General features: G+C 65.2%; 28 protein-coding genes. 15 read left to right on the top strand and 13 right to left on the bottom strand.

Annotated elements, in window-relative coordinates:
* The first annotated feature begins 99 nt into the window (after window positions 1-99).
* A complete protein-coding gene (locus ACSQ23_RS18015; RefSeq protein ID WP_436091425.1) occupies window positions 100-894 on the top strand; it encodes a calcium-binding protein in 795 nt (264 codons plus the stop codon).
* A gap of 20 nt (window positions 895-914) precedes the next feature.
* Here the strand turns inward: ACSQ23_RS18015 and ACSQ23_RS18020 are convergent, their stop codons facing one another.
* Window positions 915-1070 carry a hypothetical protein gene (locus ACSQ23_RS18020; protein ID WP_156384573.1) on the bottom strand — a complete coding sequence of 52 codons (156 nt, stop codon included), beginning with the start codon at window positions 1068-1070 and terminating at the stop codon, window positions 915-917.
* Between the two features lie 204 nt (window positions 1071-1274).
* Window positions 1275-1589, bottom strand: a complete 315-nt coding sequence (gene sugE / locus ACSQ23_RS18025; protein ID WP_055997649.1) for a quaternary ammonium compound efflux SMR transporter SugE — start codon at window positions 1587-1589, stop codon at window positions 1275-1277.
* Between the two features lie 396 nt (window positions 1590-1985).
* Here sugE and ACSQ23_RS18030 point away from each other — a divergent pair, with 396 nt between their 5' ends.
* From ACSQ23_RS18030 to ACSQ23_RS18040, 3 genes are all read left to right on the top strand, one after another.
* A complete protein-coding gene (locus ACSQ23_RS18030; protein ID WP_436091426.1) occupies window positions 1986-2693 on the top strand; it encodes a FecR family protein in 708 nt (235 codons plus the stop codon).
* A gap of 106 nt (window positions 2694-2799) precedes the next feature.
* Entirely contained in the window at window positions 2800-4002 is a 1203-nt protein-coding gene (locus tag ACSQ23_RS18035) for a sugar efflux transporter (RefSeq protein WP_436091427.1), read from the top strand.
* Window positions 4003-4046: 44 nt separating this feature from the next.
* Window positions 4047-4835: a potassium channel family protein gene (locus ACSQ23_RS18040; protein ID WP_436091428.1), complete on the top strand. Its 789-nt coding sequence runs from the start codon at window positions 4047-4049 to the stop codon at window positions 4833-4835.
* Window positions 4836-5104: 269 nt separating this feature from the next.
* On the opposite strand, the gene ACSQ23_RS18045 is transcribed toward ACSQ23_RS18040, so the two are convergent.
* The 4 genes from ACSQ23_RS18045 to ndk all read right to left on the bottom strand — a co-directional run bounded on the left by ACSQ23_RS18045 (window position 5105) and on the right by ndk (window position 8264).
* Complete coding sequence (locus tag ACSQ23_RS18045) at window positions 5105-5290, bottom strand: 2-hydroxymuconate tautomerase (protein ID WP_055879248.1); 186 nt, start codon at window positions 5288-5290, stop codon at window positions 5105-5107.
* Window position 5291: 1 nt separating this feature from the next.
* Window positions 5292-5576 carry a tautomerase family protein gene (locus ACSQ23_RS18050; RefSeq protein ID WP_082528104.1) on the bottom strand — a complete coding sequence of 95 codons (285 nt, stop codon included), beginning with the start codon at window positions 5574-5576 and terminating at the stop codon, window positions 5292-5294.
* A 51-nt stretch (window positions 5577-5627) separates the two neighbouring features.
* Window positions 5628-7637, bottom strand: a complete 2010-nt coding sequence (locus tag ACSQ23_RS18055; RefSeq protein WP_082533298.1) for a DEAD/DEAH box helicase — start codon at window positions 7635-7637, stop codon at window positions 5628-5630.
* A 204-nt stretch (window positions 7638-7841) separates the two neighbouring features.
* Window positions 7842-8264: a nucleoside-diphosphate kinase gene (gene ndk / locus ACSQ23_RS18060; protein ID WP_055879252.1), complete on the bottom strand. Its 423-nt coding sequence runs from the start codon at window positions 8262-8264 to the stop codon at window positions 7842-7844.
* A 109-nt stretch (window positions 8265-8373) separates the two neighbouring features.
* Here ndk and ACSQ23_RS18065 point away from each other — a divergent pair, with 109 nt between their 5' ends.
* Window positions 8374-8832 carry a GNAT family N-acetyltransferase gene (locus ACSQ23_RS18065; protein WP_436091429.1) on the top strand — a complete coding sequence of 153 codons (459 nt, stop codon included), beginning with the start codon at window positions 8374-8376 and terminating at the stop codon, window positions 8830-8832.
* A gap of 116 nt (window positions 8833-8948) precedes the next feature.
* Entirely contained in the window at window positions 8949-9857 is a 909-nt protein-coding gene (locus ACSQ23_RS18070; protein WP_436091430.1) for a hypothetical protein, read from the top strand.
* A gap of 36 nt (window positions 9858-9893) precedes the next feature.
* Here ACSQ23_RS18070 and ACSQ23_RS18075 read toward each other — a convergent pair whose 3' ends face one another.
* Window positions 9894-10295, bottom strand: coding sequence for a hypothetical protein (locus ACSQ23_RS18075; RefSeq protein WP_436091431.1), 402 nt, complete (start codon window positions 10293-10295; stop codon window positions 9894-9896).
* A gap of 96 nt (window positions 10296-10391) precedes the next feature.
* Between ACSQ23_RS18075 and ACSQ23_RS18080 the strand changes: the two genes are divergently transcribed.
* Together ACSQ23_RS18080 and ACSQ23_RS18085 are read left to right on the top strand one after the other, a co-directional pair.
* Entirely contained in the window at window positions 10392-12278 is a 1887-nt protein-coding gene (locus tag ACSQ23_RS18080) for an ATP-binding cassette domain-containing protein (protein WP_436091432.1), read from the top strand.
* Window positions 12275-12706, top strand: coding sequence for a cupin domain-containing protein (locus tag ACSQ23_RS18085; RefSeq protein ID WP_436091433.1), 432 nt, complete (start codon window positions 12275-12277; stop codon window positions 12704-12706). The genes ACSQ23_RS18080 and ACSQ23_RS18085 overlap by 4 nt, the downstream gene beginning before the upstream one ends.
* A gap of 16 nt (window positions 12707-12722) precedes the next feature.
* Here ACSQ23_RS18085 and ACSQ23_RS18090 read toward each other — a convergent pair whose 3' ends face one another.
* Genes ACSQ23_RS18090 through ACSQ23_RS18100 form a run of 3 tightly spaced genes read right to left on the bottom strand, consistent with a single transcriptional unit; the run spans window position 12723 to window position 15237 of the window.
* The gene (locus ACSQ23_RS18090; RefSeq protein WP_055879267.1) at window positions 12723-13169 is read right to left on the bottom strand and encodes a DNA polymerase III subunit chi; all 447 of its coding nucleotides are present in this window, start codon (window positions 13167-13169) and stop codon (window positions 12723-12725) included.
* A complete protein-coding gene (locus ACSQ23_RS18095; RefSeq protein WP_436091434.1) occupies window positions 13166-13744 on the bottom strand; it encodes a hypothetical protein in 579 nt (192 codons plus the stop codon). Before ACSQ23_RS18095 ends, ACSQ23_RS18090 begins: the two co-directional genes overlap by 4 nt.
* Entirely contained in the window at window positions 13741-15237 is a 1497-nt protein-coding gene (locus ACSQ23_RS18100) for a leucyl aminopeptidase (RefSeq protein WP_436091435.1), read from the bottom strand. Before ACSQ23_RS18100 ends, ACSQ23_RS18095 begins: the two co-directional genes overlap by 4 nt.
* Before the next feature lie 229 nt (window positions 15238-15466).
* On the opposite strand from ACSQ23_RS18100, the gene ACSQ23_RS18105 reads away from it, so the two are divergent.
* From ACSQ23_RS18105 to pdxA, 5 genes are all read left to right on the top strand, one after another.
* A complete protein-coding gene (locus ACSQ23_RS18105; RefSeq protein WP_436091436.1) occupies window positions 15467-16555 on the top strand; it encodes an LptF/LptG family permease in 1089 nt (362 codons plus the stop codon).
* Window positions 16552-17613: an LptF/LptG family permease gene (locus ACSQ23_RS18110; RefSeq protein WP_436091437.1), complete on the top strand. Its 1062-nt coding sequence runs from the start codon at window positions 16552-16554 to the stop codon at window positions 17611-17613. Before ACSQ23_RS18105 ends, ACSQ23_RS18110 begins: the two co-directional genes overlap by 4 nt.
* A gap of 5 nt (window positions 17614-17618) precedes the next feature.
* Entirely contained in the window at window positions 17619-19913 is a 2295-nt protein-coding gene (locus ACSQ23_RS18115; protein WP_436091785.1) for an LPS-assembly protein LptD, read from the top strand.
* Window positions 19914-20042: 129 nt separating this feature from the next.
* Window positions 20043-20918, top strand: coding sequence for a SurA N-terminal domain-containing protein (locus tag ACSQ23_RS18120; protein ID WP_436091438.1), 876 nt, complete (start codon window positions 20043-20045; stop codon window positions 20916-20918).
* Between the two features lie 130 nt (window positions 20919-21048).
* Window positions 21049-22077, top strand: coding sequence for a 4-hydroxythreonine-4-phosphate dehydrogenase PdxA (gene pdxA / locus ACSQ23_RS18125; protein ID WP_082528108.1), 1029 nt, complete (start codon window positions 21049-21051; stop codon window positions 22075-22077).
* Between the two features lie 231 nt (window positions 22078-22308).
* On the opposite strand, the gene copM is transcribed toward pdxA, so the two are convergent.
* A complete protein-coding gene (gene copM / locus ACSQ23_RS18130) occupies window positions 22309-22740 on the bottom strand; it encodes a CopM family metallochaperone (protein WP_082528109.1) in 432 nt (143 codons plus the stop codon).
* 130 nt (window positions 22741-22870) lie between these two features.
* Between copM and rsmA the strand changes: the two genes are divergently transcribed.
* Complete coding sequence (gene rsmA / locus ACSQ23_RS18135; RefSeq protein WP_055879284.1) at window positions 22871-23701, top strand: 16S rRNA (adenine(1518)-N(6)/adenine(1519)-N(6))-dimethyltransferase RsmA; 831 nt, start codon at window positions 22871-22873, stop codon at window positions 23699-23701.
* Window positions 23701-23958, top strand: a complete 258-nt coding sequence (locus ACSQ23_RS18140) for a hypothetical protein (protein WP_055879287.1) — start codon at window positions 23701-23703, stop codon at window positions 23956-23958. The genes rsmA and ACSQ23_RS18140 overlap by 1 nt, the downstream gene beginning before the upstream one ends.
* Before the next feature lie 59 nt (window positions 23959-24017).
* Here ACSQ23_RS18140 and ACSQ23_RS18145 read toward each other — a convergent pair whose 3' ends face one another.
* Both ACSQ23_RS18145 and gmk read right to left on the bottom strand, forming a co-directional pair.
* Window positions 24018-24311, bottom strand: coding sequence for a hypothetical protein (locus ACSQ23_RS18145; protein ID WP_055879290.1), 294 nt, complete (start codon window positions 24309-24311; stop codon window positions 24018-24020).
* 183 nt (window positions 24312-24494) lie between these two features.
* Window positions 24495-25133 (bottom strand): guanylate kinase, encoded by a 639-nt coding sequence (gene gmk, locus ACSQ23_RS18150; protein WP_055879293.1) that lies wholly within the window; start codon window positions 25131-25133, stop codon window positions 24495-24497.
* Window positions 25134-25143: the final 10 nt, after the last annotated feature.

Here is a 25143-nt window from a genome sequence, read left to right on the forward strand (position 1 = left end):
CAAGTGAAAAGGCGAAAGTATCTAGGTCATTGATTTGGTCGCGCTTTCGAACCGGAAAAGCCTGCAACTTTTCCTGAAAGCGCTCTGAGGGAGAATTCCATGGCCTACATCATGGGCACCGACGCGCCCGAGACGCTCACCGGCAGCGATGCCAACGACGCCATCCTCGGGTTTGCCGGCGACGATCACATCATCGGACTGGGCGGCAGCGACCAACTGTTCGGGCATGGCGGCGCCGACCTGCTCGAGGGCGGGCTAGGCGACGACATCTACCAGCTTATCGACGATCGCTCCGACACCATCATCGATATCGGTGGGGTGGACACCATCCGCGCCACGGTGGCGATCGATCTCGAGGATTATCCCGAGATCGAGAACCTCACCATGGCCATCGACTATTCCGGCCGGGCGCTGCTGGGCAACGCGTCGGACAACGAGCTGATCGACTGGGGCGGCAGCAACCGGCTCGACGGGCGCGACGGTGACGACTATCTCAACGCCGGGGCCGGCAATGACCTGTTGATCGGCGGGCTCGGCACGGAGTTCATGCTCGGTGGACAGGGCCGGGATCGCTTCGATTTTCGCAGCGTCGAGGAGATCGGTATCGGCGAGACGACGCGAGACGTGATCTGGGACTTCAAGCCGACGGGGGACAAAATCAACCTCGGGTCGATCGACGCCAACGAGCAGTTCGCCGGTAACCAGGCGTTCCAGCTGCTGGGCTTTGCCGAGTTCACCGGCAAGGCCGGCGAGTTGCGCTGGGTCTACGAGCAGCGCGCCGACCTTTCCGCCGTAACGCTGGTCGAAGGCGACACAGACGGTGACGGCGTGGCGGATTTTCAGATCGAACTGAATGGCCGGCTGCCGATGTACGCAGCCGACTTCATTCTCTAAATGGCGGGCTGTGGCCCGGCCTACTCTTCGGCGCGAAGCTTTTTCAGCTCGGCATTGTAGATGCGCAGGCTGAGATAGATGGCGAACATGAAGCAGACAATGCCGGTGATCTGCGACAAGGGCAGGCCGGAAAACAGCGGCAGATGCTTGGCAATGATCAAGGCAACAACGAGCATGAGGACAGACACGACCTCAGCAGAGCGGAACAGCATGGCTCCCCTTTACTTTCTTTTCGAGATGCGCTGACGCTCGGCGCGGATTAGCTCCGCCTGACGGAGCCCCCGCAAATCACGTTACGGAAAAGCGCAAAAGGTTCCATCAACTTTTGCGTTATCCCGCATTTTCGTCAAACAGGCTGGCGCGGAAGCAACAGCCCCCGTTCAGCTGACCAGCTTGAGGCCGACGATGCCGGCAACAATCAGGCCGATGCTGGCGAGCCGCAAGGCGGTGGCAGGCTCCTGGAAAATCAGGATGCCGAGCACAGCCGTACCAACAGTGCCGATGCCGGTCCAGATCGCATAGCCGGTACCGACGGGCAGGTCTCGCAGCGCGATGCCCAGCAGTATGACACTGGCGACCATCGCCGCCACGGTGATGGCGGTCGGGCCGAGCCTCGAAAAGCCCTCGGTGTATTTGAGGCCGATGGCCCACACCACTTCCAAGAGGCCGGCAATAGTGAGGTAAACCCACGCCATGGGAGTTACTCCTTGAGCGCGGGCCGTCCCGCCTGATTATTGGGAAGTGTCGGGGTCGTCCCCGGCGCAGTGGATATAGGCTCGAGCCAAGCTGCTGAGAAGTGCCCGGGGCGCAGATCTGCTGGCCCGCCTTCGCGGCGCGGACAAGCTGAACGCTTCCTGAACAAGCCGGTCACCAGCACGGATGAATCCGGTTTTTCGGGCTGGAACCGGCATACTGGCTTGTGTAGGAGACCGACGATCGCACCCGCCGGGGGGCCGGGCGATTTCCGTGCCACTGCATAGCCGAGGACGCACATGCACCCCCTGATGTGGCGAGCCCCCCTCGCCTGCGCACTTGCTGCGCTTGGATTCATTTCCTTTTCATTCCCCACACTCGCCGCCAGCGGCAAGGCGTTGGGAGTCGATCCCGCCGCCGCGGTCGAAACCAAGGCGGACACCAAGACACTGACGGTCGGCGCCGACATCTTCATCGGCGACCGTGTGGTCACCGGCGCCAAGGGCCAGGTGCAGATCAAGTTCAGCGACCAGACCGAACTGGTGGTCGGCCCGAACTCTGCGCTGTTGATCGAGGACTACCTGCTGCGTCAGGATGACTCGGCCGGCAAGTTCGCCATCAACGCGCTGTCAGGCACCTTCCGCTTCACCACCGGCCGGGCGCCGAAGGATCGCTACATCATCGAGACGCCGACCGGCACGATCGGGGTACGCGGCACCTCGTTCGATTTCAACTCCAGCACCCAGGAAACCAAGGTGCTGCTGTATCATGGGCAGGTCGTGCTCTGTAACCTGAGCAACACCTGCGTGACGCTCGACGACACCTGCGAGCTGGGCGCCTATGACCTCGGCAAGTCCGAGATTCTTGGGGACACCGACGACTTCAAGGGCGCTGCCCGCGACGATCTGAAGGCGAACTTCAAGTATGCGCAGTCGCAGGCCCCGCTGCTCGGTGCGTTCCGCGTCGAAGAAGCCAAGGAGTGTTTCCAGAAGGGCTTTGCGGCCAACACGCCGCAGAGCCTGATCTATGGAGAGGGCGGCGACCCGAGTCCCGACCTGGGTGAGGAACCGCCGCCGGAGGAGTGCCAGTTCGACGTCTGCAACTGAGCCATCAGGCTGGCTGATACCGCGCGCCGCGCCGCGCGCACAGCTACTCAGCACTGGCTTGCCCCCCGCGATTCTGCTTTAGGGATCGGTGGGGAGAAGCAACGACATGACCGAGACGGCCCAGCCACGCCTGCCGATGGCGGCGCTCATTTCTGCGAGCCTGTTGTCGATCGGCGTGGGCTATGCCTCGACGGCACCCTATGACGCGATCATCGCCATCGACGCGTTGAAGATCGGGCACGGCGATTTCGCACTGATCCTGACACTCGCCTCGATCGTCGGCGTCGTCGCTTCAGTGGCGCTCGGCTGGCTGTCGGACCGGATCGGCGACCGCCGGCTGCTGATGCTGGTCACCGCACTGCTCGGCGCGCTCGGCATGGGCCTGATGTACTGGCTGCGCAGCCCGATGGCCTTTGTCGTCGCCTATTGCGTGATCCTGCCATTCGGCAACTCGGCATTCAGCCAGACCTTTGCTTATGCCCGCGTCTACTATGACCAGACGCGGCCTGAAGATGCCGAATTCCGCATCACCGTGCTGCGCTCGATCTATGCGGCATCATGGGTGATGGTGCCGCCGCTCGCCGGCTGGATCGCCGCGGTCTACCAGGTGTTCGACGTCTACCTGCTGGCGGCCGTGGCCTATGTCGTCTGCGGCGCCATCTCGCTGGTCATGCTGGCCGACCCCGCCACCCGGGTGATCTCCGCTCCGCCCAAGCCGAGCCCCGACGGCAAAGGCGGCATCGCGCTGCCGATGCTGGTCGGCATCTGCGGCGTGCTGCTGATCAATGTGGCGATCAAGGTCAGCGGCACGGCGACGCCACTGGCGATGGTCAGCCATTTCGGCGGCAATATCGGCGATGTCGGCATCGCCGCGGGCATCGGGGCATTTCTCGAGATTCCGCTGATGCTGGCCTGGGGCCTGCTCGGCCGCCGGTTCAGGAAGCACACGCTGATCGCCGCCGGGGCGCTGATCTACGCGCTCTACCAGGTGCTGCTGACCCAGGCGAGCGGGGTCACCGAGGTGTTCTGGCTGCAGATCCCGCGGGCGGTTGCGATCGCCGTGCTGATGGGCGTGCCGATCAGCTACATGCAGGAGGCGATCCGCGGCCGGGTTGGGCTCTCGACTTCACTGCTCGACGTGACCATCGTTGCTTCGGGCATGCTTTCGGCCGGGATTTTCGGGCTGGTGGCGGCGCCGGGCCGCTATCTCGAGCTGTTCTGGGTCGCCGCCGCGCTGGCGACCTGCGGTGCATTGGTGCTGGTGGTGGCGCACAATGTCCTGCAGCGGCAGCCGGCCGTGCAGCATTGACAGCAGATGCCGTCCGGGCAAGCTCCCGGTGAGGAGACAACGCGATGGATGAGGCAAAGCCCGAGCACGGCCTGACGCGGCTCCGCTCGACCTTACGGCTGCTCTACCACGGCAGTTCGACCACCGCGCTGCGCTTCCAGTTCGCCGTGCTGCTGGTGGACCTTGCGATCATCGCCTTCTTTATCGCGACGCCGCTGCTGCGCGACCGGCCGAGCTTCATCTGGATCGACATCGCCGTCGCCGTGCTGCTGATCGCGGACCTGGTGGCCCGCGGGCTCGCCTCCACCGATCCGATGCGCTGGCTGAAGCAACCGACAACGATCGTTGACGTGTTCATCCTCGTGACGCTGCTGCTCCCTGCCTGGCTGGCCAATTTCGGCTTCCTGCGGATCCTGCGGCTCTGGACACTGTCGCAAAGCGGCGTGCTGTGGCGGCCGCTGAAGAAGTTCAAGCTGACGCAGTACCGCGAACAGGGCGAGGCGATCGTCAACATCGTGACGTTCCTGTTCCTCGTCTCGGGGTTCGTGCTGACCTTCTTCGCTGCTCCAGATTCCGGCATCGAAGGCTATGTCGACGCGCTCTATTTCACCGTCACCTCGGTGACGACCACCGGCTACGGCGACGTAACGCTGCCGGGCACGGCCGGCAGGCTCACCTCGATCGCGGTGATGATTGTGGGCATCACGCTGTTCGTGCGGCTGGCGCAGTCACTGTTCCGCCCGCACAAGGTGTTCTTCCCCTGCCCGCAATGCGGCTTGCAGCGGCACGAGCCGGACGCCGTGCACTGCAAGGCCTGCGGGCACGTGCTGAATATCCCCGATCCGGGGACCTAAGTTCCAGGGAGTAGAGCGGTTCACCGGCGAAGCTGATGGGTTCGACCCGTGCCCCACCCACCGGTGTCATCCCAGCGAAAGCTGGGACCCATTTCACCGCTTGCACAAGCTGATGGTTGGGTCCCAGCTTTCGCTGGGATGACATCGTAGGTGGGGTGATCGCGGTGGATCGGCTCGACCACGGCGCCGCATTACGACTACCGCCGGCTGTCAGCGGCAGGGGCGCTGCAGGGTGGTTCAGTTCGTCCGTGAAGCGCTCTGGCTCCGGCCTACATTTCGTCGAAGGGCACGCCGCCCCTCGACTTGCTGTCTTTCGGACTTTCGACGATCTGCACGACGACGCGCTCGGCGGGGACGTTGAAGTTCTTCACCACCGCGTCGGTGATGTCCTTCATCAGCGCCTTCTTGCTCTCTTTCGAGCGGCCTTCGACGATGTGGACGAGAATCTCGGGCACGTCAGGCCTTCTTGGTTGAGCTTTTCTTCACCGCTTTGGTGGCGCTCTTGCCGGCCCCGGCTTTCTTGCTGCCGGCCGCCTTCTCTTTGGCCTCGGCCTCGCGGATCTTGGCCACGGACGTACCCATGTGGCCCCAGTTCTTGTTGTCGACCTCTTCGATGACCACGAAGGTATATTCCGGCTTCTTGTTCAGGATCCGGACCAGCATCTCCGTGGTCTCTTTGTAGATCTGCAACTTCTGTTCGTAAGTCGCGCCGTCGGTGATTTCGATACGGACGTAAGGCATGGTTTCCTCCCCCTAAGCCGAGCGGAGGATGCGGCAGCCGAGGTACGTTCGTCAACCGAGCGGATCGTAGCCCTTTTTCGGCTTCTTGCGGGGAGCCGCCCCGGCAGCGTCGGCGGGCGGGTCGCGCTTCTCGCGGTTCTTGTATTTCGGCTTGCCCTTGTCCTTGGGATTCACCTTCGGCTTCTCGGTGGGCTTCCTGTTGAACAGCACCGGCTCACGGGTGGCCGGCGGCGCGTCGAATGCTACTGGCGGGGTGATCTCGCGGGCCGGCTTGGTGGCGAGCTTGGCGCCCTTGTCGGAGCGCACCTTGTAGCGCGGGCCGTCCTCGCGTGGCGGCTTGTCGTAGCGCGGCGCGTCGTCGGGCTTCTTGAAGCGCGGGGCGCTGTCGCGATTGTAGCTCTTCTTCTGCGGCGCCGAGGGCGGGCCGGAGGCGGCAATGGTGGTGTTGTTCTCGATCTGCCCGCCGACGCGACCGATGGCCGCCGCGAAGGCATCGGCCTTGTCGGCGGCGATCTCGAAGCGAGTTTCGTTGTCGAGGATCTTGATCGAGCCGACATCGCGCTTAGTAACGTCGCCGGCTTTGCAGATCATCGGCAGCAGCCACTTGGGGTCGGCGCGGCGGTTGCGGCCGATCGACAGGGTGAACCAACGGCCGTTCTGCATCGGCTCCGGCTTGCCGCGCGGTGCGCCGTCTTCGTCGACGAAGCGCTTGTCGCGGCGCGGCGGCTTCTCGTTGAAAGCGGGAACCGCCTGCTCGGACACTTCCTCGGGCGCCGGACGGGCCGCGAGCTCGCGGCGGATATAGGCGGCGGCGAGCTGCTCTGGCGTCAGGCGGGCGAGCAGTTCGGTGACGAACGGCGCCTCGATCTCATTCGGCGCGGTGACGGCCACCGCCGTGGCGATGATCTGCTCGCGGTTGCGGGCATCAATTTCGGCGATGGTTGGGGCGCCGCGGCTGGTGGCGTCGAGGTTGGCGGCGCGCAGCACTCGGGCAGCGGCGCTGCGGCGATGCAGCGGTACGATCAGCGCACAAATGCCCTTGCGGCCGGCGCGGCCGGTGCGGCCCGAACGGTGCAGCAGCGTCTCGGGATTGGACGGGACGTCGGCGTGGATGACCAGATCGAGGTTGGGCAGGTCGATGCCACGGGCGGCGACGTCGGTTGCGACGCAGACGCGGGCGCGGCCATCGCGCATCGCCTGCAGCGCGTTGGAGCGCTCGGCCTGGGTCAGTTCGCCCGATAGCGCCACCACCGGGAAGCCGCGATTGGCGAGGCGGGCGGTCAGATGCTTCACCGACTCGCGGGTGTGGCAGAAGACGATGGTGTTGGAGCTGTCGTGCAGCAGCAGCATGTTGATGACGGCATGCTCGCGCTCGTCGTTGCGGACGACGATCTGCTGGTACTCGATATCGGCATGCTGCTCGCCGGCGCTGGTGGCGACAAGGCGAAGCGCATCGCGCTGGAAGGTTTTGGCGAGATCGGCGATGGCGCGCGGTACGGTGGCCGAGAACATCAGGGTGCGGCGGCCTTCCGGCGCGGCGTCGAGGATGAACTCGAGGTCCTCGCGGAAGCCCAGGTCGAGCATTTCGTCGGCTTCGTCCAGCACCACGGCGCGGACGTTGCTCAGATCGAGGGCCCCCTTCGAGATATGGTCGCGCAGCCGCCCGGGGGTACCGACGACGATATGGGCGCCGCGCTCGAAGGCCCGCCGCTCGGTGCGGATGTCCATGCCCCCTACCCCGGCGGCAATCTGCGCGCCGGTCTCGGCATAGAGCCATTCGAGCTCGCGCTGCACCTGCATGGCCAGTTCGCGGGTCGGGGCGATCAGCAGCGCCAGCGGGGTGGCGGCGCGCTCGAACTTTTCGGCCTCACCCAGCAGGGTCGGGGCAATGGCCATGCCGAAGGCCACCGTCTTGCCCGAACCGGTCTGCGCCGACACCAGGAGGTCCCGCTCGGCGGCCTCGGGCGCGAGCACGCTCAACTGAACCGGCGTCAGCGTGTCGTAGCCGCGGGCCGTGAGGGCGGCGGCGAGCGCGGGATGAATGGTCTCGGGAAGGTTCACGGGTGCATCTTTGCTGTTTGCTCGATGAGTATCACACTCACCGGGTCATTCCCGCAAAAGCGGGAACCTCAGTATTCTGGCCTGCGGCGCGGTCGCAAAAACGGAGGTCCCCGCTTGCGCGGGGAGGACATCGTGGATGCGGCACTAGCAAAACAAAAGGGCCGCCCGGAGGCGGCCCTCGGAAAATCGTGGTCTAGCCGGCGATCAGCCGACGATCTCGTCGTCGGTGAAGAAGAACTTGATCTCCTCGGCCGCAGTCTCGGGAGCGTCCGAGCCGTGCACCGAGTTCTCGCCGACCGAAACGGCATAGAGCTTGCGGATGGTGCCCTCGGCCGCGTTGGCCGGGTTGGTGGCACCCATCACTTCGCGGTTCTTCAGGATGGCGTTCTCGCCTTCCAGCACCTGCACGACGACCGGACCCGAGGTCATGGTCTCAACCAGCTCGCCATAGAACGGGCGGTCCTTGTGCACGGCATAGAAGCCCTCGGCCTGGGCGCGGGTCATCTTGATCTTCTTCAGCGCGACCGGACGCAGGCCGCTCTTTTCGAACACGGCAAGGATGTTGCCGATCAGGTTGCGGCGGACCGCGTCGGGCTTGATGATGGAGAAGGTGCGCTCAATGGCCATGTGTCTGGTCCTTGGAGTGGGTCTGAATTGGGTGCGGCCTTCTAACGGGAAGGCGTGACGGGCGCAAGACGGGCGTTCCGTCACCAGCATTGCAGCTACCGGAGGGCCGATGGGCTCCGAATACACTATTCGCCCGGCAAGGGCCGATGATCAGCCGACGCTGGTCGCTATCGTCTGGAAGACGGTGATGGCAAGTGAACGCGATCGGGACACGCTGCTGGCGCACCCGGAAGCGGTGCAGGTGCCGATCGAACAGTTGACGCCGATAACGGCGTGCGTGGCGGACGCCGCCGACACCACGGCCGGTTTCGCCGTCGTGCTGCCGAGGCCGGACGGTGATGCGGAACTCGACGGGCTGTTCGTCGATCCGGCGATGCAGCGCCTCGGCATCGGGCGCCGGCTGGTCGAACGGGCCAAGGAACTGGCACGGGCCATGGGCGCGTCGACGCTGCATGTCGTCGCCGCCGATGACGCCCTCGCCTTCTACCGGTCGGTCGGCTTCGTCGAGACCGGCGTGACCGAGACGCAGTTCGGCAAGGCGCTGTTGATGCGCGTGGGGCTGAACTAGCCCTACTCCGTTGGCGGGACGGCGTCCGAGACGGGCGATACGTGCACTCGCGCCCTCTGACACCACGGTCGAACGGGAGTAGGATGGCAACAGTCGGGATCAACCGGAGGGGACAAATGTCTTCTGTGGGATCTGCGCATACGCCGCATGGCGACATCACGACCACCCGGCGCGGCAGCCGGATATGGACCGACAGGCGGGTTCTGGTCGGCTCCCTGATCGTGGTGATCGCCCTGGCGATCGCACTGACTGACTATGCCGGGTTCGGCTACGCCTGGTCACATTTCTTCAGGACCAGCGAGGACAACTCGGCAGCTTCGGCATCGACGAGCGAGGTGTTCGGCAGCCTCAAGTCGAAGTTCCGCGACTACAATACTTACTCACGCGACATCTTCCTGATGGAGGAGCGCAGCAAAGTCGATGCGCCCTACCTCTCGACCATCACGAGGCTGCTGGGGAACACCGCGGAAAGCGGCGGCGCCGGCCCGATGATCGAGGCATTCCTCGACCTGCGGAGGGTGCTCGACCTCGAGCAATCCTGCACCGCCGGCTATCCGTGGTCGACGCCGGTCTGGAGCGCCAGACGCGATATCGATACGATGGCCGATGGCAGCAAGCTGGTCGCGCTGGACCTGTTTTTCTGCCTGTTCACGGTGCCAAGGGACGAAAGTGGCATCGTTCGGTACCCGATCGCCACCGTCACGCTTACTGCGGAGGAGAGTCGGCAACTCTCTTCGATCTACTCCCATATCAGTGCCGACGACGCGCGGAATGGGCTGCGGTGGCTACAGGCCGTTGTGAGTGGCGAAGTCGCTCACCTCAAGCGGCTTCTCGAACTCCGGAACGCGTCGACATCGTCGTTGTCAGGCGAGATCGACGACCTGTTGCAGCAGTATCTGCGGACCAACCAGGGGGCGTTTGAGTACGGCGTAGTGATGACGCTGACCCGAGCCTTGCTGCTGACTGTTCTGATTTTACTGGCGGCTGTGTCGCTGCAGCTGGCGCACCGCGACCGATCGAAGTGACAGGGCCCGCGACGGCCCTTGCCGGGCCTGAGTGCCCTAGTCCTTCGGCGCCGGCGGCAGGCAGTCCGGGGTATGCGGCGCGATCTCGACCTTGCCCTTGGCCTGCACTTCGCCGCCGGGGCTGACCAGTTGCACGTCGAGGGCGGTGACGTCTTCGACAGCATTGATGGCGCCGGTGTGGCTCACCTTCACCACCTGCATGGTGCAGACCTCGGCAGTGGAGACGATCGGGATGGTGACCGTCGCCGTGCCGGATTCGACGAGGTCGACGCTGCCGTTTCCGGTCTGCTCGCAGGCGCCGCCATCGTAGCTGAAGCTCAGCGACACCAGTTCGGCATCGAGGCGGCAAGCCTTCAAATCGTTGAGCGGAGCCAGTTCCTGGGCGAGGGCGATGCCGGAGACGAGGCACAGGGCGAAGGTGGCTGGGACGAGGCGCATTGGACTTCTCCGGGTTCTCGGTCTATTGGGTCGCTTCGATTTGACCCTATCCCTCTCGTAACGCATTCCGCGCGCCGCGGATGCATCGGCCGCGCCATGTTGACCATTACCGATCTCAGTTATCGCATCCAGGGTCGTCCCCTGTTCGAAAATGCCTCGCTCGTTTTGCCCGACGGATCGAAGACCGGTTTCGTGGGCAAGAACGGCACGGGCAAAACTACGCTGTTTCAGCTGATCCTTGGGCAGATCGCGCCCGAGGGCGGGACGATCGAGGTCAACAAGAAGGCCCGTATCGGCGCGGTGGCGCAGGAAGCGGTGGCGAGCTCGATCAGCGTGCTCGACGTGGTGCTGTCAGCCGACAAAGAGCGGACAGCCTTGCTGGCGGAAGCCGAGACGGCGACCGACCCGCACCGCATCGGTGATATCCACACGCGGCTCGCCGAGATCGATGCGCATACCGCCGAAGCGCGCGCCTCGACCATCTTGAAGGGGCTGGGGTTCGAGAAGGACCGGCAGTTGGGCCCGACCTCGGAGCTTTCGGGTGGCTGGCGCATGCGCGTGTCGCTGGCGGGTGTGCTGTTCTCGCAGCCTGATCTGCTGCTGCTGGACGAGCCGACCAACTATCTCGATCTCGAAGGCACGCTGTGGCTCGAGAAGTACCTCGCGACCTACCCCTACACCGTATTCATGATCAGCCACGACCGTGACCTGCTCAACAAGGCGGTGAACTCGATCGCGCATCTCGAGCATCGGAAGCTGACCTTCTACAAGGGCAACTACGATACGTTCGAAGAGACGCGCCGGATGCAGATGGAGCTCAACAACAAGAGCCGCGAGAAGACGCTCGACCAGATCGCGCACCTGCAGAAATTCGTCGACCGCTTCAAGGCCAAGGCCACCAAAGCCAAACAGGCGCAAGCGCGCGTCAAAATGATCGCCAAACTGAAGCCGCCGGCGGCGATGTTCGACGAGAGCTCGTCGCCGTTCAACTTCCCCGACCCCAAGAAGGTCCCGGCCTCGCCGATGATGACCTTCGACAACGTGTCGGTGGGCTATGGCGACAAGGTGATCCTCCGCCACATCACCAACCGGATCGATCCGGACGACCGCATCGCGCTGATCGGCGTCAACGGCAACGGCAAGTCGACCTTCGCCAAGCTCCTGTCGGGCGACCTGAAGCCGATGGGCGGCGAGATGCGCAAGGGCAAGGGGCTGGAGATCGCCTATTTCGCCCAGCACCAGCTCGACAAGCTGAAGCCGGAACAGACGCCGTTCGAGCATGTCATCGACCTGATGCCCTATGACAGCGAGGCCAAGCGCCGCTCGCGCGTGGCGCAGATGGGGCTCACCACCTCGCGCATGGACACCAAGGTGAAAAACCTCTCGGGTGGCGAGCGGGCGCGCCTGCTGCTTGGGCTCATCACCTTTGGCGGGCCGGGGATGCTGATCCTCGACGAGCCGACCAATCACCTCGATATCGACAGCCGCGACGCGCTGGTGGCGGCGCTCAACGACTATTCGGGCGCCGTGCTGATCATCAGCCACGACCGCCACCTGATCGACGCCACCGTCGACAAACTGTGGATCGCGCAGAACGGCACGATCGAGGAATTCGACGAGGATCTCGATACTTACCAGCGGCTGTTGACCTCCAACAGCAGCGGCAAGGGCAAGAAAGAAGCGGCCGCGCCGGTGGTCGAGGATCGGAAGGCCGCCCGCCAGGATGCCGCGGCCAAGCGCGCCGAAGTGGCGCCGCTGCGCAAATCGATCAAGGACCTCGAGCAGAAGCTTGGGCGGCTCAAGAACGAGCTGGCGCGGGTGGACGGCTTCCTCGCCGACCCCAAGACCTATGACGGGGCGCCCGAGCGGGTCATCCTGCTCGGCAAGGACAAAGCGCGGTTCGAAGGCGAGATCGCAAAGATCGAGGAAAGCTGGCTGACGCTCAGCGAAGAGCTGGAGCAGGCAGAGAGGGCGATGGGATGACTGCGATGACCGCCGCCGAGATCGTCGCCCTGCTCGGGCTCGAGCCGCATATCGAGGGCGGTTTCTACCGACAGACCTTCGCCGATGGGCCGAATGCCGCCGGCCGGCCGCACTCGACGCTGATCTACTACCTGCTCAGCAACCACCAGACCGGCGCCTGGCACCGTGTGGATTCGGCCGAGGTCTGGCACTGGTATGCCGGCGCCCCGATGCGGCTCGACATCTCGCTCGACGGCAAAAGCGTTACCGAGCACGCGCTGGGCAACGGCCTTGTTGCCGGCGAACGGCCGCAACTGGTGATCCCCGGCGACGCCTGGCAGCGCGCGGCGTGCCTGGGTGACTGGACGCTGGTCGGTTGTACGGTGGCGCCGGGGTTCCAGTTCTCGAAGTTCGAGCAGGCGGAACCGGGCTGGGAGCCGGGAGCTTAGTCGCTCCTCGACTGCCCTACCCTTTCTTTGCCCAGCGGCCGTTGCCGTCCTGCTGCCAATAGGTCACCTCATTGCCATCACGCAGCGCTTTCCACGCGGCCCGGGCTTCGGTCACCGCATCCGGGTCGTGGCCGGAGAACATGAAGACGATACGCTGGTAGCCTTCACCCGATTGCGGCACGGCGCGGTCGACGAAGAAGCGCACTTCGGCTTTGTTGGGGTTGTGCGGCCGGGTGGTGATCAGCACCGGCTGCAGGTGGTCGGCATCGCCGCCGGCGAGTGAGTGCGGCAAGAAACTGTCGTCGCGGTAGGTCCAGAGTATGTAATCGAGTTCCTGCGCACGCTCGTCGCTGCTGGTCTCGACAACGGCGCTCCAGCCGCGCTCCAGCGACTTTTCCAGGAGCACCGGCAGCACGCGTTCGAGCGGCTGGCTTTCGAGGTGATAGAACAGGATCTCGGTCACGCGGCTTCCTCCGCCGGCGGTACGGCGCCGTTGCGCAGCGCCAGCGCGGTCAGCGTTTCGGCAAGCAGCTTTGCCGGGCGGTCCATGCCCCGTACCGGGATGTTGGCGAGGCCGGCGGCCGGTTGGCGAAATCCGGCAGTTCCGGCGCGATAGGGGCTGAGGCGGGTTTCGAGCGGCGTCTTCAGCGCCAGCAGGACGCCGCCGCCCCCAGGGGCTGGGGCGACCTCCACCACGTCGGACCAGGCGATCGGGCTGTCGGTGACGCGGCGGTCGAAGACGCCGTGCTCGTCGATGGTCAGTACCGGACGCATGAGGCGGAGATCACCGATCACCACGCTGCCGACGGCGAGGAAGAACACCCCGACCGCCAGCGTCGGCAGCGCCAGCAGCGTCAATTCGACACTCGGGTGCATGCCGAGCAAGCCAACGAGGCTCGCCAGCAGCAGGAGGGTCGGCAGCAGCGCCACCAGTCCGGCGAACAGGGCGATCGCCGCGATCGGCGACAGCCACAGGCGCGAGGGGTTGGCGACGAGCGGCAGATCAGGTAGCGCGCCGGTGGTTTGGGCGCCGGTCATTTGGCCTCGTAATTATCGCGCACCAGCCGATCGAGCAACGCTACGCCGAAGCCGGAAGCCCAGGCGGTGTTGGTCTCGCTGGTGGGTGAGGCCAGCGCCACGGCGGCGATGTCGAGGTGCGCCCATGGCACATCGTTGACGAAACGGGCGAGGAACTGCGCAGCGGTGATCGAGCCGGCCGGGCGGCCGCCCGAGTTCTTGATGTCGGCGAAGCGGCTGTCGATCTGCTTGTCATAGGCAGCGCCCATCGGCAGGCGCCAGAGCTTTTCGCCGGTGGCGAGGCCAGCCGCCAGCAGCTTGGCCGAAAGATCGTCGTTGTTGGAGAAGAGGCCGGCGTGATCGCTGCCGAGCGCCACGCCGATAGCGCCGGTGAGGGTCGCGAGGTTGATCATGAACTTCGGCTTGAAGCGGTCCTGTGTGTACCAGAGCGCGTCGGCGAGGACGAGGCGGCCCTCGGCGTCGGTGTTGACGATCTCGATGGTGGTGCCGCTCATCGCCGTGAGGATATCGCCCGGGCGATAAGCCGTGCCCGACGGCATGTTCTCGACCAGCCCGATGATGCCGATGGCGTTGACCTTGGCCTTGCGGCTGGCGAGCGCATGCATCAGCCCGGTGACGGCGGCGGCGCCGCCCATATCGCCCTTCATATCCTCCATGCCGAGGCCGGGCTTCAGCGAGATGCCGCCGGAATCGAACACCACGCCTTTGCCGATGAAGGCGATCGGCTGCTCCTTCGCCTTGCCACCATTCCAGCGCATGATGACGAGCCGCGGCGGCCGGGCCGAGCCCTGCGCCACCCCGAGCAGCGCGTTCATCCCAAGCTTGCGCATGGCCTTTTCGTCGAGCTGTTCGATCTCGACGCCAAGCTCGGCGAGCTTGGCCGCCTCGGCGGCAAATTCGAGGGTGCCCAGGACGTTGGGCGGCAGATGGATCAGATCGCGGGCCAGCAGCGTCCCTTCGGCAGTGGCCTGGCGGTCGGCGATGGCCTTATCGACGGCGGATTTGGCATCGACGTGCAGCGTGACGGTCAACGCGCTATTGCCGTTGTCGTCGGGCTTGGCCGGCTTGTAGCGGTCGAACTTGTAGTGGCGGAGCCGGAGGCCGGCAGCGAGTTCGCCGATGCGTTCGGGCGTCGCTTCGGCCTCGTCCAGCAGCACCGCAGCCTTGCTTGCCTTGATCGCCGTGAGCTTGCCGGCGAGCGAGCCGCCACGGTCGGTCCAGGCCGACAGGCTGGCGCCCTGCTCTGCCTTGCCGCTGCCCAGCACCAGCAAGCGGTCAGCCGCCACACCGGCCGGCGCCAGCAGGTCGATCACCTGCCCTTGTTTGCCCTTGAAGCTGGCGGCGGCGGAGACCTTCTGCCAGTCGAGCCCGGTGGCCTTCCAGACGTCGGCTGCGGCCCCGGCAGGCGCAGCGCCTTCGGCGACGTAGACAACCAGTGTCCCGGTCGCCTTCAGCGGCAGGGCGGCGGTCTTGATCTCGATCCGGTTCGGCATGGGCGAAAATACCTTATGGCAATGGGGCGGACGCGTTGTCCGAGAACGGCAGGTTCACGACTGATAGTGGCTACGCCCGTCGCGTCAATCCCGCAACACCCGGGAGGCCGACCGCCACGACCCCGCCCGATTGGCTTGCCAAGCCATGTCGGGGGCGGGCAATGTCCGCCCGGTTCACCTGCCCGGGGGCAGACGGGAGGTGAGCGCGCGTCGGAACCAGATTGTCGGCATGACTCGGCTAGGCACTTATCTTTTCAGGCTTTTTGCCGCCGAGGCCGCTGCGCTTTTCGGGGTCGCGCTGACCATTCTATACCTCGTGCAGTTGCTCAGAATCGTCGAGATCGGGGCCGTGCGCGATCGCGGGCTGGGTACCCTGTTCTGGCAGACCATTCTCGGCCTGCCACCACTCTCCATCGCGTTCCTCTATGTGTGCCTCGCCATCGGGCTGGCGCGGGCGCTGCGCGCCATGCAAGGCTCGCGCGAGTTGCACATCATCCATGTCTCGCAGCGGCTGCCGGCGCTGATCGGTACCATCCTTGGGTACGCTGCCATCGGCACGCTGATGGTCCTGCTGCTGGCGCATGTGATCGAACCGCTGGCGAGCCGCGAGAACAACCAGATCAAGGCCCAGGCTGCGGCGGACCTGGTGGGGCGTTCGCTGGTGCCCAACCGCTTCGCCGAACTGGGTGATGGCGTGACGATCACGGTTGGCGGTCGCGGAGCCGACGGCGAGATCACCTCGTTCTTCGCCGACGACCGGCGCGACGCGGGCACCCGACGCACCTACATCGCCGACTCTGCCCTGATTACGGCCGACGAGCTCGGCTACGTGCTGCAGCTCGAAGACGGGACCATCCAGTATCGCACCGCCGACGGGCAGTTCTCGGAGATCTCGTTCGAGCGCTACGACATCGCACTGGAGCGCCTGACCGGCGATGAAGACACCGGCGAGCGGCGCGGCGATCAGAGTACCTACGGCATGATCATGCGCGGGCTGACGGAGGGGGAGTGGCCCGCCGAGTCGCTGCGCCGCATGGCCGAACGGACATCGGACGGCTTCCGGGTGCTGGCGCTCTGCCTGTTCGTCGCCGCGATCAGCGCTTTCCCCTCGGGGCGCCGCAAGGAGCCGGTGCTGCCGGTAGAAATCACCGTGCTGGGCGCAGTGCTGTTCGAGCGCGCGGTCACCTCCTACGCGCCGGTTGCGGGCTGGGCGCGCGAGACCAGCGGCGTCATCGCGCTGATCGTGATCTCAGTGGCCATCCTGATCTACCGGTTGCGGCTGTTTGCTCCGCTGCCCCGGGAGGCGCACAGCCGATGAACCGGATCGACCTGATCATCGTTCGGCGCGTGGCGAGCAATGTCGGGCTGACGCTCGCCGTGCTGTTCGGCATCGTACTGCTGGTCGAATCGCTCAATACCAGCCGCTTTTCAGCCCTCTCGGCAACCGGCGGTGCACCGCTGGCGCTGACCGCCGTGGCGCTGGCAGCGGCCCGATGGATCATCGACACGCTGCCGCTCACCTTCCTCGTCGGCACCGTCGCCGGGTTGCTGAACCTGCAGGCGACACGCGAGATGACGGTGATCAAGGCCTCGGGCCGCTCGGTCTGGCGGGTGATGATGGTGCCGCTGGCGGTCACCTTCGCCGGCGGGGTGCTGGTGACGCTGCTGGTCGACACGGCGGTGATTCAGCTCAATCGCACGCTGTCGCTAAGCACCACGAGCGGCGAGGTCGGCAGTTCCGGCACGCTTTGGCTCGACGAGCGACAGGGCGATGTCCACTACATTCTCGAGGCCGGGTACGTGAACCCGTCGGGGACGGCGCTGGGCAGCATCAACGTCTTCATGATGGAAGCCCCGCGCGACCGGATCGAGGCGCCGGCTGCCGAGCTGGTCGGCAACGAGTGGGTGATGGCGCAAGCGACGCGCTATCGCTCCAACGAAATGCCTGAGGCAATGACCGATTTCCGGCTGCCAACCGCTCGGACGGCCGGCGACATGCGGGCCCGGATCGCCTCGATCAAGGACATGACAGTGTGGGAACTGGCCGGATCGCTGGCGGCCCGGCTCACCGATTCCCGGGAACGCGCCGAGACGGAAACGCGGTTCCTCAGGCTGCTTGCACTGCCACTTACGCTGTGTGGCTCGCTGGTCATTGCCTTCGCGTTTACGGCCGGTTATCGAAGGACCAATAAGTATGGTGGGGCGGTGCTTTATGGTATCGTCCTTGGCGTCTTGGTTTATGTCGTGACCGAGATGGCGGGACGCGCCGGGGGTGCCGGCGTGATGCATCCGGCCATCGCAGTTGCAGGGCCGGCGGTAGTAGCTATCGTCATTGGAGTGACGGTGCTGCTCAACAGGGAAGACGGGCGGACGTGAGCATTATGCGCCGCGACCGGGGGATGGGGACGCGCCTGCGCCAGTTCGGCGCGGTGCTTGTGCTCGCCCTGGTGGCCGCATCGCCCGCCGCGGCGCAGTTCCTGCCCGAAGGGTTCTTTGCCACGCTGCCCGAGCCGGGTGCCCCGGCCAAGGTCGAGGCCAACGTCCTCTCCTATGACAAAAGCAGCGACGTGATCAGCGCGCAGGGCCGCGTGCTGATGCAGTACGAAGGCTATTCGATCGCCTGCGACGACCTGCGCTATGAGCAGCAGACCGGCAACCTGAATTGCATCGGCAACGTGCAACTGGTTGATCCGGCGGGCACCAGATACACCGCCGAGACGATCGAGGTAACCGGCGGGATGAAGCAGGCCTTCATCCAGTCGCTGACCCTTACGACCACCGATGGCGCGCGGGTGACCGCCAACGACGTGCAGTATTCCAGCACGCTCGAGACCGTGCTCAACCAGGCGACCTACACGCCGTGCGGCGAATGTATCGACGCCAAGGGCAACCGCATCGGCTGGAGGGTGAAAGCCGCCAAGCTGATCCAGAACGCCGACACCAAGACGATCTATTTCGAGCAGCCGTCGCTGGAAGTGCTCGGCATTCCCGTGGCCTGGCTGCCGTGGTTGTCGCTGCCCGATCCGAGCTCGAAGCAGAGCAACGGGTTCCTGCTCCCCCGGGTCAACTACAAGCAGATCTATGGCGGCCGGATCACGGCGCCGTATTTCATCAATATCGGCGACGACACGCAGATCCTGCTGGCGCCCTCGCTGATGTCGCGCCAGGGCTTCCTGATGGCAGCCGAGTGGCAGCAGCAGTTCGACTACGGCTCGCTTACGGTGAAGGCGTCGGGCCTCTACCAGCTCGATCCGGGTGCGTTCAGCGAGCTCGGCAACCGCGAATGGCGCGGCGCGATCCAGAGCTCCGGCCGCTTCCAGCCGATTGCCGACTGGACCGTCGGCTGGTCGTACAGCGCCTTCACCGATGCCGCCTATTTCGACGACTACGATTTCAGCACCGCCGACTGGGTGACCAACGAGGTCTACGCGACGCACCTCAGCAGCGATTTTTATGCCGATCTGCGCCTGCAGGAGTTTCTGAAGCTGGGGCAGTACGGCACGATCAAGGGCGCAGACGACGCACAGGCCCAGCAGGCACTGGCAGTGCCGAATGCTCGAGGAGCTGGCTACTTCGACCTCGGTGACTGGGGCCAGGTGCGAGCTAACGGCAATTTGCTCGGCGTTCAACGCGACCTGGATTCTGCGGCAACATATGGCACGAAGGACTACGTGTTCGGCTACGAAGGCTCCAAGACCCATGCCTCGGGCGAACTCGTCTGGCAGAACCAGATCATCGCGTCGGGCGGCGTGGTCGTGACGCCGTACCTTGGGCTCCGCGCCGACGTCGCGAACTACGACAGTGGCGATGCCCTCACCGCTGGTGAGCCCTCCGACCAGTTTCTTTTTGCGGCGACGCCGATTGCCGCGGTCGATTTCCGCTGGCCGCTGTTTGCCGCCAACGGGCTCGATACCCACCTGCTCGAGCCGATCGCGCAGTTGGTCTATCGCGGCAGCGACACCTCGCTGGTGGGCATCACCAACGACAACGCGCACAGCTTCGTGCTCGATGACACCAACATCTTCTCCTACGATCGCTTCACCGGCACCGACCGGCAGGAAACCGGGCTCCGCGCCAATGTCGGGGCACGCTATCTCGCCAATTTCTCCGGTGGCCAGTGGCTGGAGATCGTCGCCGGGCAGAGCTTCCATCTTGCCGGGGTCAACGCGTTCGGCGTCGACGATCCGGTCAATACCGGCCTCGGCAGCGGCATGGAGGACGATGCGTCCTACATGGTGCTGGGCGCTCGCGGCTCGCCCTATGCGGGGCTGACGCTGGGCGCCAAGCTGCAGGTCGACCCCGACGGTCCACGCGTGGCGCGCGCCGGCGTCGGCGGCAACTATGCCATCGGCCCCTACTCGGTGGGCAGCGACTACGTCTACCTGCCTGCCGACGCTGCAACGGGCGTGCCGGTGGATCAACATGAAGTGACGGTGCGTGGCAGCACGCCACTGCCGCTCGACTACTGGCGCGCCATCGGCAGCGTTTCGTGGGATATCGCCGCCAGCGAGTGGCTGGAGGCCCGAGGCGAGCTGATTTATGACGACGGCTTCTTCCTCGCAGGCGGCTTTGCGCAGGCGAACGGGGCGACGCACGAGACGCCAAACTCGGTGACGTTCGGCGTGCAGTTCAAGCTGAAGGCGCCAGGGGCGCAGTTCGATATTCTCAACTACTAGTCCGGTCGGTGCGATCGACCGGTGCAACGACCTCGGCCAACCGATTTTGGCCGTATTCTTCCAACATTGAGATGGCCGAGCCGGGGGCGATCCGGTGGCTTTCCCAAAGAACTGAAAATGGTGACGACAATGCTCCGCCTCATCGCTGCAACGCTGATCGGCCTTACCCTGAGCGTCATGCCGGCCTTCGCCGCGACCAAGGTCACGGTCAACGGCGTGCCGATCTCGGATATCGAAGTCGCCCAGCGCACCAAGCTGCTGGCGCTGGAAGGCGGCGGCGGCACCAAGAAGGCCATGGAACAGCTGATCGACGAGCAGTTGCAGATCCAGGAAGCCAAGCGGATGAACATCGTCATTTCCGACCAGCAGGTCGATGACGCGTTCCAGCAGGTGGCGCGCAACATCAAGGTGTCGAGCGACAAGCTTCGCCAGATTCTGCAGCAGGCCGGCGTCAACAATGAGACGATGCGCGCCCGCCTCCGCGCCGCGATCGCCTGGCAGCAGGTGAGCGGCATGGTGGTCGCCTCGCGCGTCAAGGTGTCGGACCTCGACCTCGAGAAGGCCGCCGAGGCCAAGCTCGACCAGGCGTCGAGCTATGACTACATCCTCAAGGAAGTGCTGTTCATCAGCTCGACCGGCAATGCTTCGGCCCGCACCGGCCAGGCCAACCAGTATCGCCAGGCCTTCAAAGGCTGCGACAGCGCTGTGCAGGTGTCGCTGAACTTCACCGACGCCGCAGTACGCGACATGGGCCGCCGCCACGCCACCCAGTTGCCCGAGCCGCTGGCCGCCGAACTCGCCAAACTCAACGTGGGCGGCATCACTAAGCCGCGCGTGACCGAGTCGGGTGTGTCGATGCTGGCCATCTGCGCCAAGAACGAAGCGCGCGACACCACCTTCCTCAAGAACAAGCTGCGCAACGAGCAGGGCGGCGAGCAGATGAAGACCGAGGCCGAGAAGTACAAGGCCGAGCTGCGGACCAAGGCCAAGATCGTCTACAACTAACGGACTCTTGCCGGCCTTTCGACAAATCGAAGGCAATAGCAGCCCGTTGGCTTAGCGAGTCCATGCTAGTGGCAGCAGACCTGGCGCGGCGATTGGCTGCGCCAGTTGTGTTTACGCAAGCGAGGACACCGTGGCCGACAATCAAGCGCCGCTGGCCGTGAGCATGGGTGAGCCCGCGGGGATCGGGCCAGACCTGATCCTGAGGCTCTATGCCAAGCGCGACGAGCTGGGCCTGCCACCGTTTATCGTCTACGGCCATGTCGACTTTCTGCGCGCCCGTGCTGCGCGGCTGCGGCTGCCGGTGGCGATGGTCGAGAGCACGCCGCTCGAGGCGCCGGCCAGGTTCGCCGAAGCGCTGCCGGTGGTGCATATCGACGGGCTCGTGCCCGACAAGCCGGGCGATCCGACAGCGCTCTCGGGCAAGGTGGTGATTGAAGCGATCAGCCGCGCCGTGGAGCACAGCCTTACCGGCGTCTGCCGCGCCATCGTCACGGCGCCGATTCATAAGGCGGTGCTGTATTCCGCCGGCTTCAAGTATCCCGGTCATACCGAGTTCCTCGCGGCGCTCTGTGCTCAGGGCGGCGCAACGCCGACGCCGGTGATGATGCTGGCGCATGAGGCGCTGCGGGTGATCCCGGCGACCATCCACGTGCCGATCAGCGCCGTGCCCTCGCTGCTGACGTTCGAGCTGGTGGTGAGCACCGGGCGGATCGTGGCGCACAGCCTCAGGACCCGCTTCGGCATCGCCGAGCCCCGCATCGGCTTTGCCGGGCTCAATCCGCATGCCAGCGAAGGCGGCAATATCGGCACCGAGGATTATGACATTGTCGGCCCGGCGATCGCCCAATTGCAGCACGAGGGGATCCTCGCCGAAGGCCCGATGCCGGCGGACACGCTGTTCCACCTGCCGCACTGGCGGAGGTATGACGCGGTGATCGCCATGTACCACGACCAGGCGCTGATCCCGATCAAGACGGTGGCGTTCGACCAGGCGGTCAATGTCACGCTCGGGCTGCCGATCGTGCGCACCTCGCCCGACCACGGCACGGCGTTCGACCTCGCCGGGACCGGCAAGGGCTCAGATGCAAGCTTCCTCAATGCGATCCGGCTGGCGGATGAGCTGACTGGCGGCGCAGTGCATCGGGCGGCGGCGCAGTAGGCACTACTGAGAGAGACGGCCCCCTCCGTGGCCATTCGAGCGTAGCTCTCATGGCCTTCTCCCCTCAAATCGCTCCACTGGAGCGATTTGCCCTACGGGACGGCTCGAAGTCCCCCATGAAGGGGGAGGTGCTCCGCCGGTGTATTTGGCGCGATCGAAGGCCGAGCCTCGACTCTTCACCTCCCCCTTCATGGGGGAGGCCGGGAGGGGCCGTCTGCTTCAGTACGGCTGCTACTGCGGTTGCTTTGCCAGCCAGGCCAGCATGTCGGCGATTTCCTTTTCCTGGGCGGTGATCACCGCCTGAGCCACTTCCCGCACCCACGGATCGTCGCCGTGCTTGAGCTCCGCCTTGGCCATGTCGATGGCGCCGCGGTGATGCGGGATCATCGAGCAGACGAAGGCGACGTCGATATCGGTGGCCGTGCCGCCGGCCATCATGTCGGCGTTCATCGCGTCCATCCCGGCCATCAGCTCGGTATGGGCTTCGGAAGCCCCTGCCTGGTGCTGCATGGTCATGGGGGCTGTCGCCTGAGGAGCGTTGGCGAGGCAGATGGCCGGAAGGTTGGCGGCCGGCGTGGCGGCGTGAGCGCCATGATCCTGCTGCGCCACAGCGGGGGCGGCGAGTGCCAGCAGCAGCGCGGCGGCGAGGGTGAACTTGTGCATATCAATCTCCTTCCAGATCGGGCCTGATTCAGTGGCCGTACCCTCTTCCTGCACCTTCCCATCGTGGCAAGGTCAAGCGTGTTCTGCGCGGCCCATTTGCCTTCGCCGATAAATCCGCTATCCCCCTGCCATGCAGATCGACAATCTCCCGCCGCTTCGCGAGGTCATCGCCGCACACGACCTGAGGGCCAAGAAGGAGCTCGGGCAGAACTTCCTGCTCGACCTCAACCTCACGGCGCGGATCGCCCGCGTCGCCGGTCCGCTGGAGGCGACGACGGTGATCGAAGTAGGCCCCGGTCCCGGCGGGCTGACCCGGGCGCTGCTCGCCGAGGGCGCGAGGAAGGTCATCGCCATCGAGCGCGACGAGCGCACCCTGCCCGCGCTTGCCCAGATCGCCGAGGCCTATCCTGGACGGCTCGAAGTGATCGCTGGCGATGCGCTCGAGATCGACTACGCCGCGCTGGCCGACGGCCCTACCCGCATCGTCTCGAACCTGCCCTACAATATCGGCACCGAGCTGCTGACGCGCTGGCTCACAGTGGAGAACTGGCCACCGTTCTTCGAGAGCCTGACGCTGATGTTCCAGCGCGAGGTAGCCGAGCGGATCGTCGCCAAGGCCGGAGACAATCACTATGGCCGGCTGGGCGTCTTGTGCGGCTGGCGCACCGAGGCCCGGATCGCCTTCAATGTCGGGCGCGAGGCGTTCACGCCGCCGCCCAAGATCACCTCCAGCGTGGTGCACCTGAAGCCCAAGGCGACCAATGACGGCGTCGCCGTACGCGACCTCGAGGCGGTCACCCGCGCCGCCTTCGGGCAACGCCGCAAGATGGTGCGCCAGAGCCTCAAATCGCTGGGCGTGCCGATGGAGCCGCTGCTGACGGCGGCCGAACTCAGGGGCGACGAGCGCGCCGAAGTGCTGCCGGTCGAGACGTTCCTGAAACTGGCGAAGGCACGGCGCTGATGGGCGGCGTCATCGCCATCGTCACCGCACTGCTGGCGTTCGGCATCCCGATCGCCGTGCCACTGTTCGCGCAGCGCTGGCGGACCCTGGTTATCCTGCTGGGGCTCGGCGCTCTGTTCTTCGCCTGGGTCAACCTCGACCTCGCCTCACCCGACGGCATCACCCAGACGCTGGGGCCGTTCACCTTCGGCCTGATGCTGTTCGGCTTCGCCGCCGGGGCGATCGCGAAGTTCGTGATGCTGGTGTCGCGGCGGTAGGCGACCGCCCTACAGGCCGGTGGCTGCGGCCCGCACCGGACCATAATTTGGCGAGAAGATCAGCCGCTGATCGTCGGCCGGGTCACGGCGCCGTCGCCGCTGATCTCGATCTCGGCGACCGAGACAGTGCGCTTGAGGATGGCGGCGGCCTTGACCAGCAGCGCGGTCTTGACTTCCGATGGGCTCATCTTGTCGTGGGTGTTGGCCCAGACGCGCAAGGTGAGGTTGTGATCGAAGGTTTCGCGCGAGCGGATCTCGCGCAGCAGCACCTTCACCTTTGCCTGGGTCCGATCGGCAAAGGTCGGATGGCGCTGCATTTCATCGATGCTGCACGCTTTCACTTCGAACGGCATGCTCAAGTCCCCCGCGAGGGTAGGTTCCGCCCAATTCCGAGGTTTCGGAACTGCGGGCGCGCGAACCATCCACAGATGTCCATGGCTTATCCACAGGCAGCTATCGGAAGAGTTAAGGTGTTACCTTAACGATTTTATTGCGCCTTGCTGGCGCCCTGAGGCTCGCAACCCTCTCGTCTCTTGTTAGAGAGAGTCGATCTGATCCTGCAAGTCTTTGACGAACTTATCCAATTGGATGAATCGCGGACGAGCAAGGCGAGCCGCGGCGAGGATCGTGCGGACGCGCGAGGTGGAATCCTCGAGATCCTCGTTGACGAGCACGTAGTCGTACTCGCCGTAGTGCTCCATTTCGATGCGGGCGTTCTTCAGCCGCTTCTCGATGGTGCCGGCGCTATCCTGGGCGCGCCGCTCGAGGCGCTTGCGCAGCTCCTTGATCGATGGCGGCAGGATGAAGATGGTCACCATGTCGCTGCGGCACTTCTCATAGAGCTGCAGCGTGCCCTGGAAATCGATATCGAACAGGATGTCGCGGCCGGCCGAGAGCCGCTCTTCGACGCGTGAGCGCGGCGTGCCGTAGAAATTGCCGTGCACCTCGGCGCTCTCCAAGAGCTCGCCGTCCTCACGCATCTTCTTGAAGGTCGGCACGTCGATGAAGTGGTAGTGCTTGCCGTCGATCTCATCGGTGCGGCGGGCGCGCGTCGTCACCGAGACCGACAGTGCGATGTTCGGGTCGTCCTCGAACAGGGCGCGAGAAATCGACGACTTGCCCGCGCCGGACGGCGAGGCGAGAACCAGCATCACTCCGCGTCGGGTGAATTCCATTCGTACTTCG

The sequence above is a fragment of the Devosia sp. LjRoot16 genome (assembly GCF_964252795.1).
Classification (GTDB): Bacteria; Pseudomonadota; Alphaproteobacteria; order Rhizobiales; family Devosiaceae; genus Devosia_A.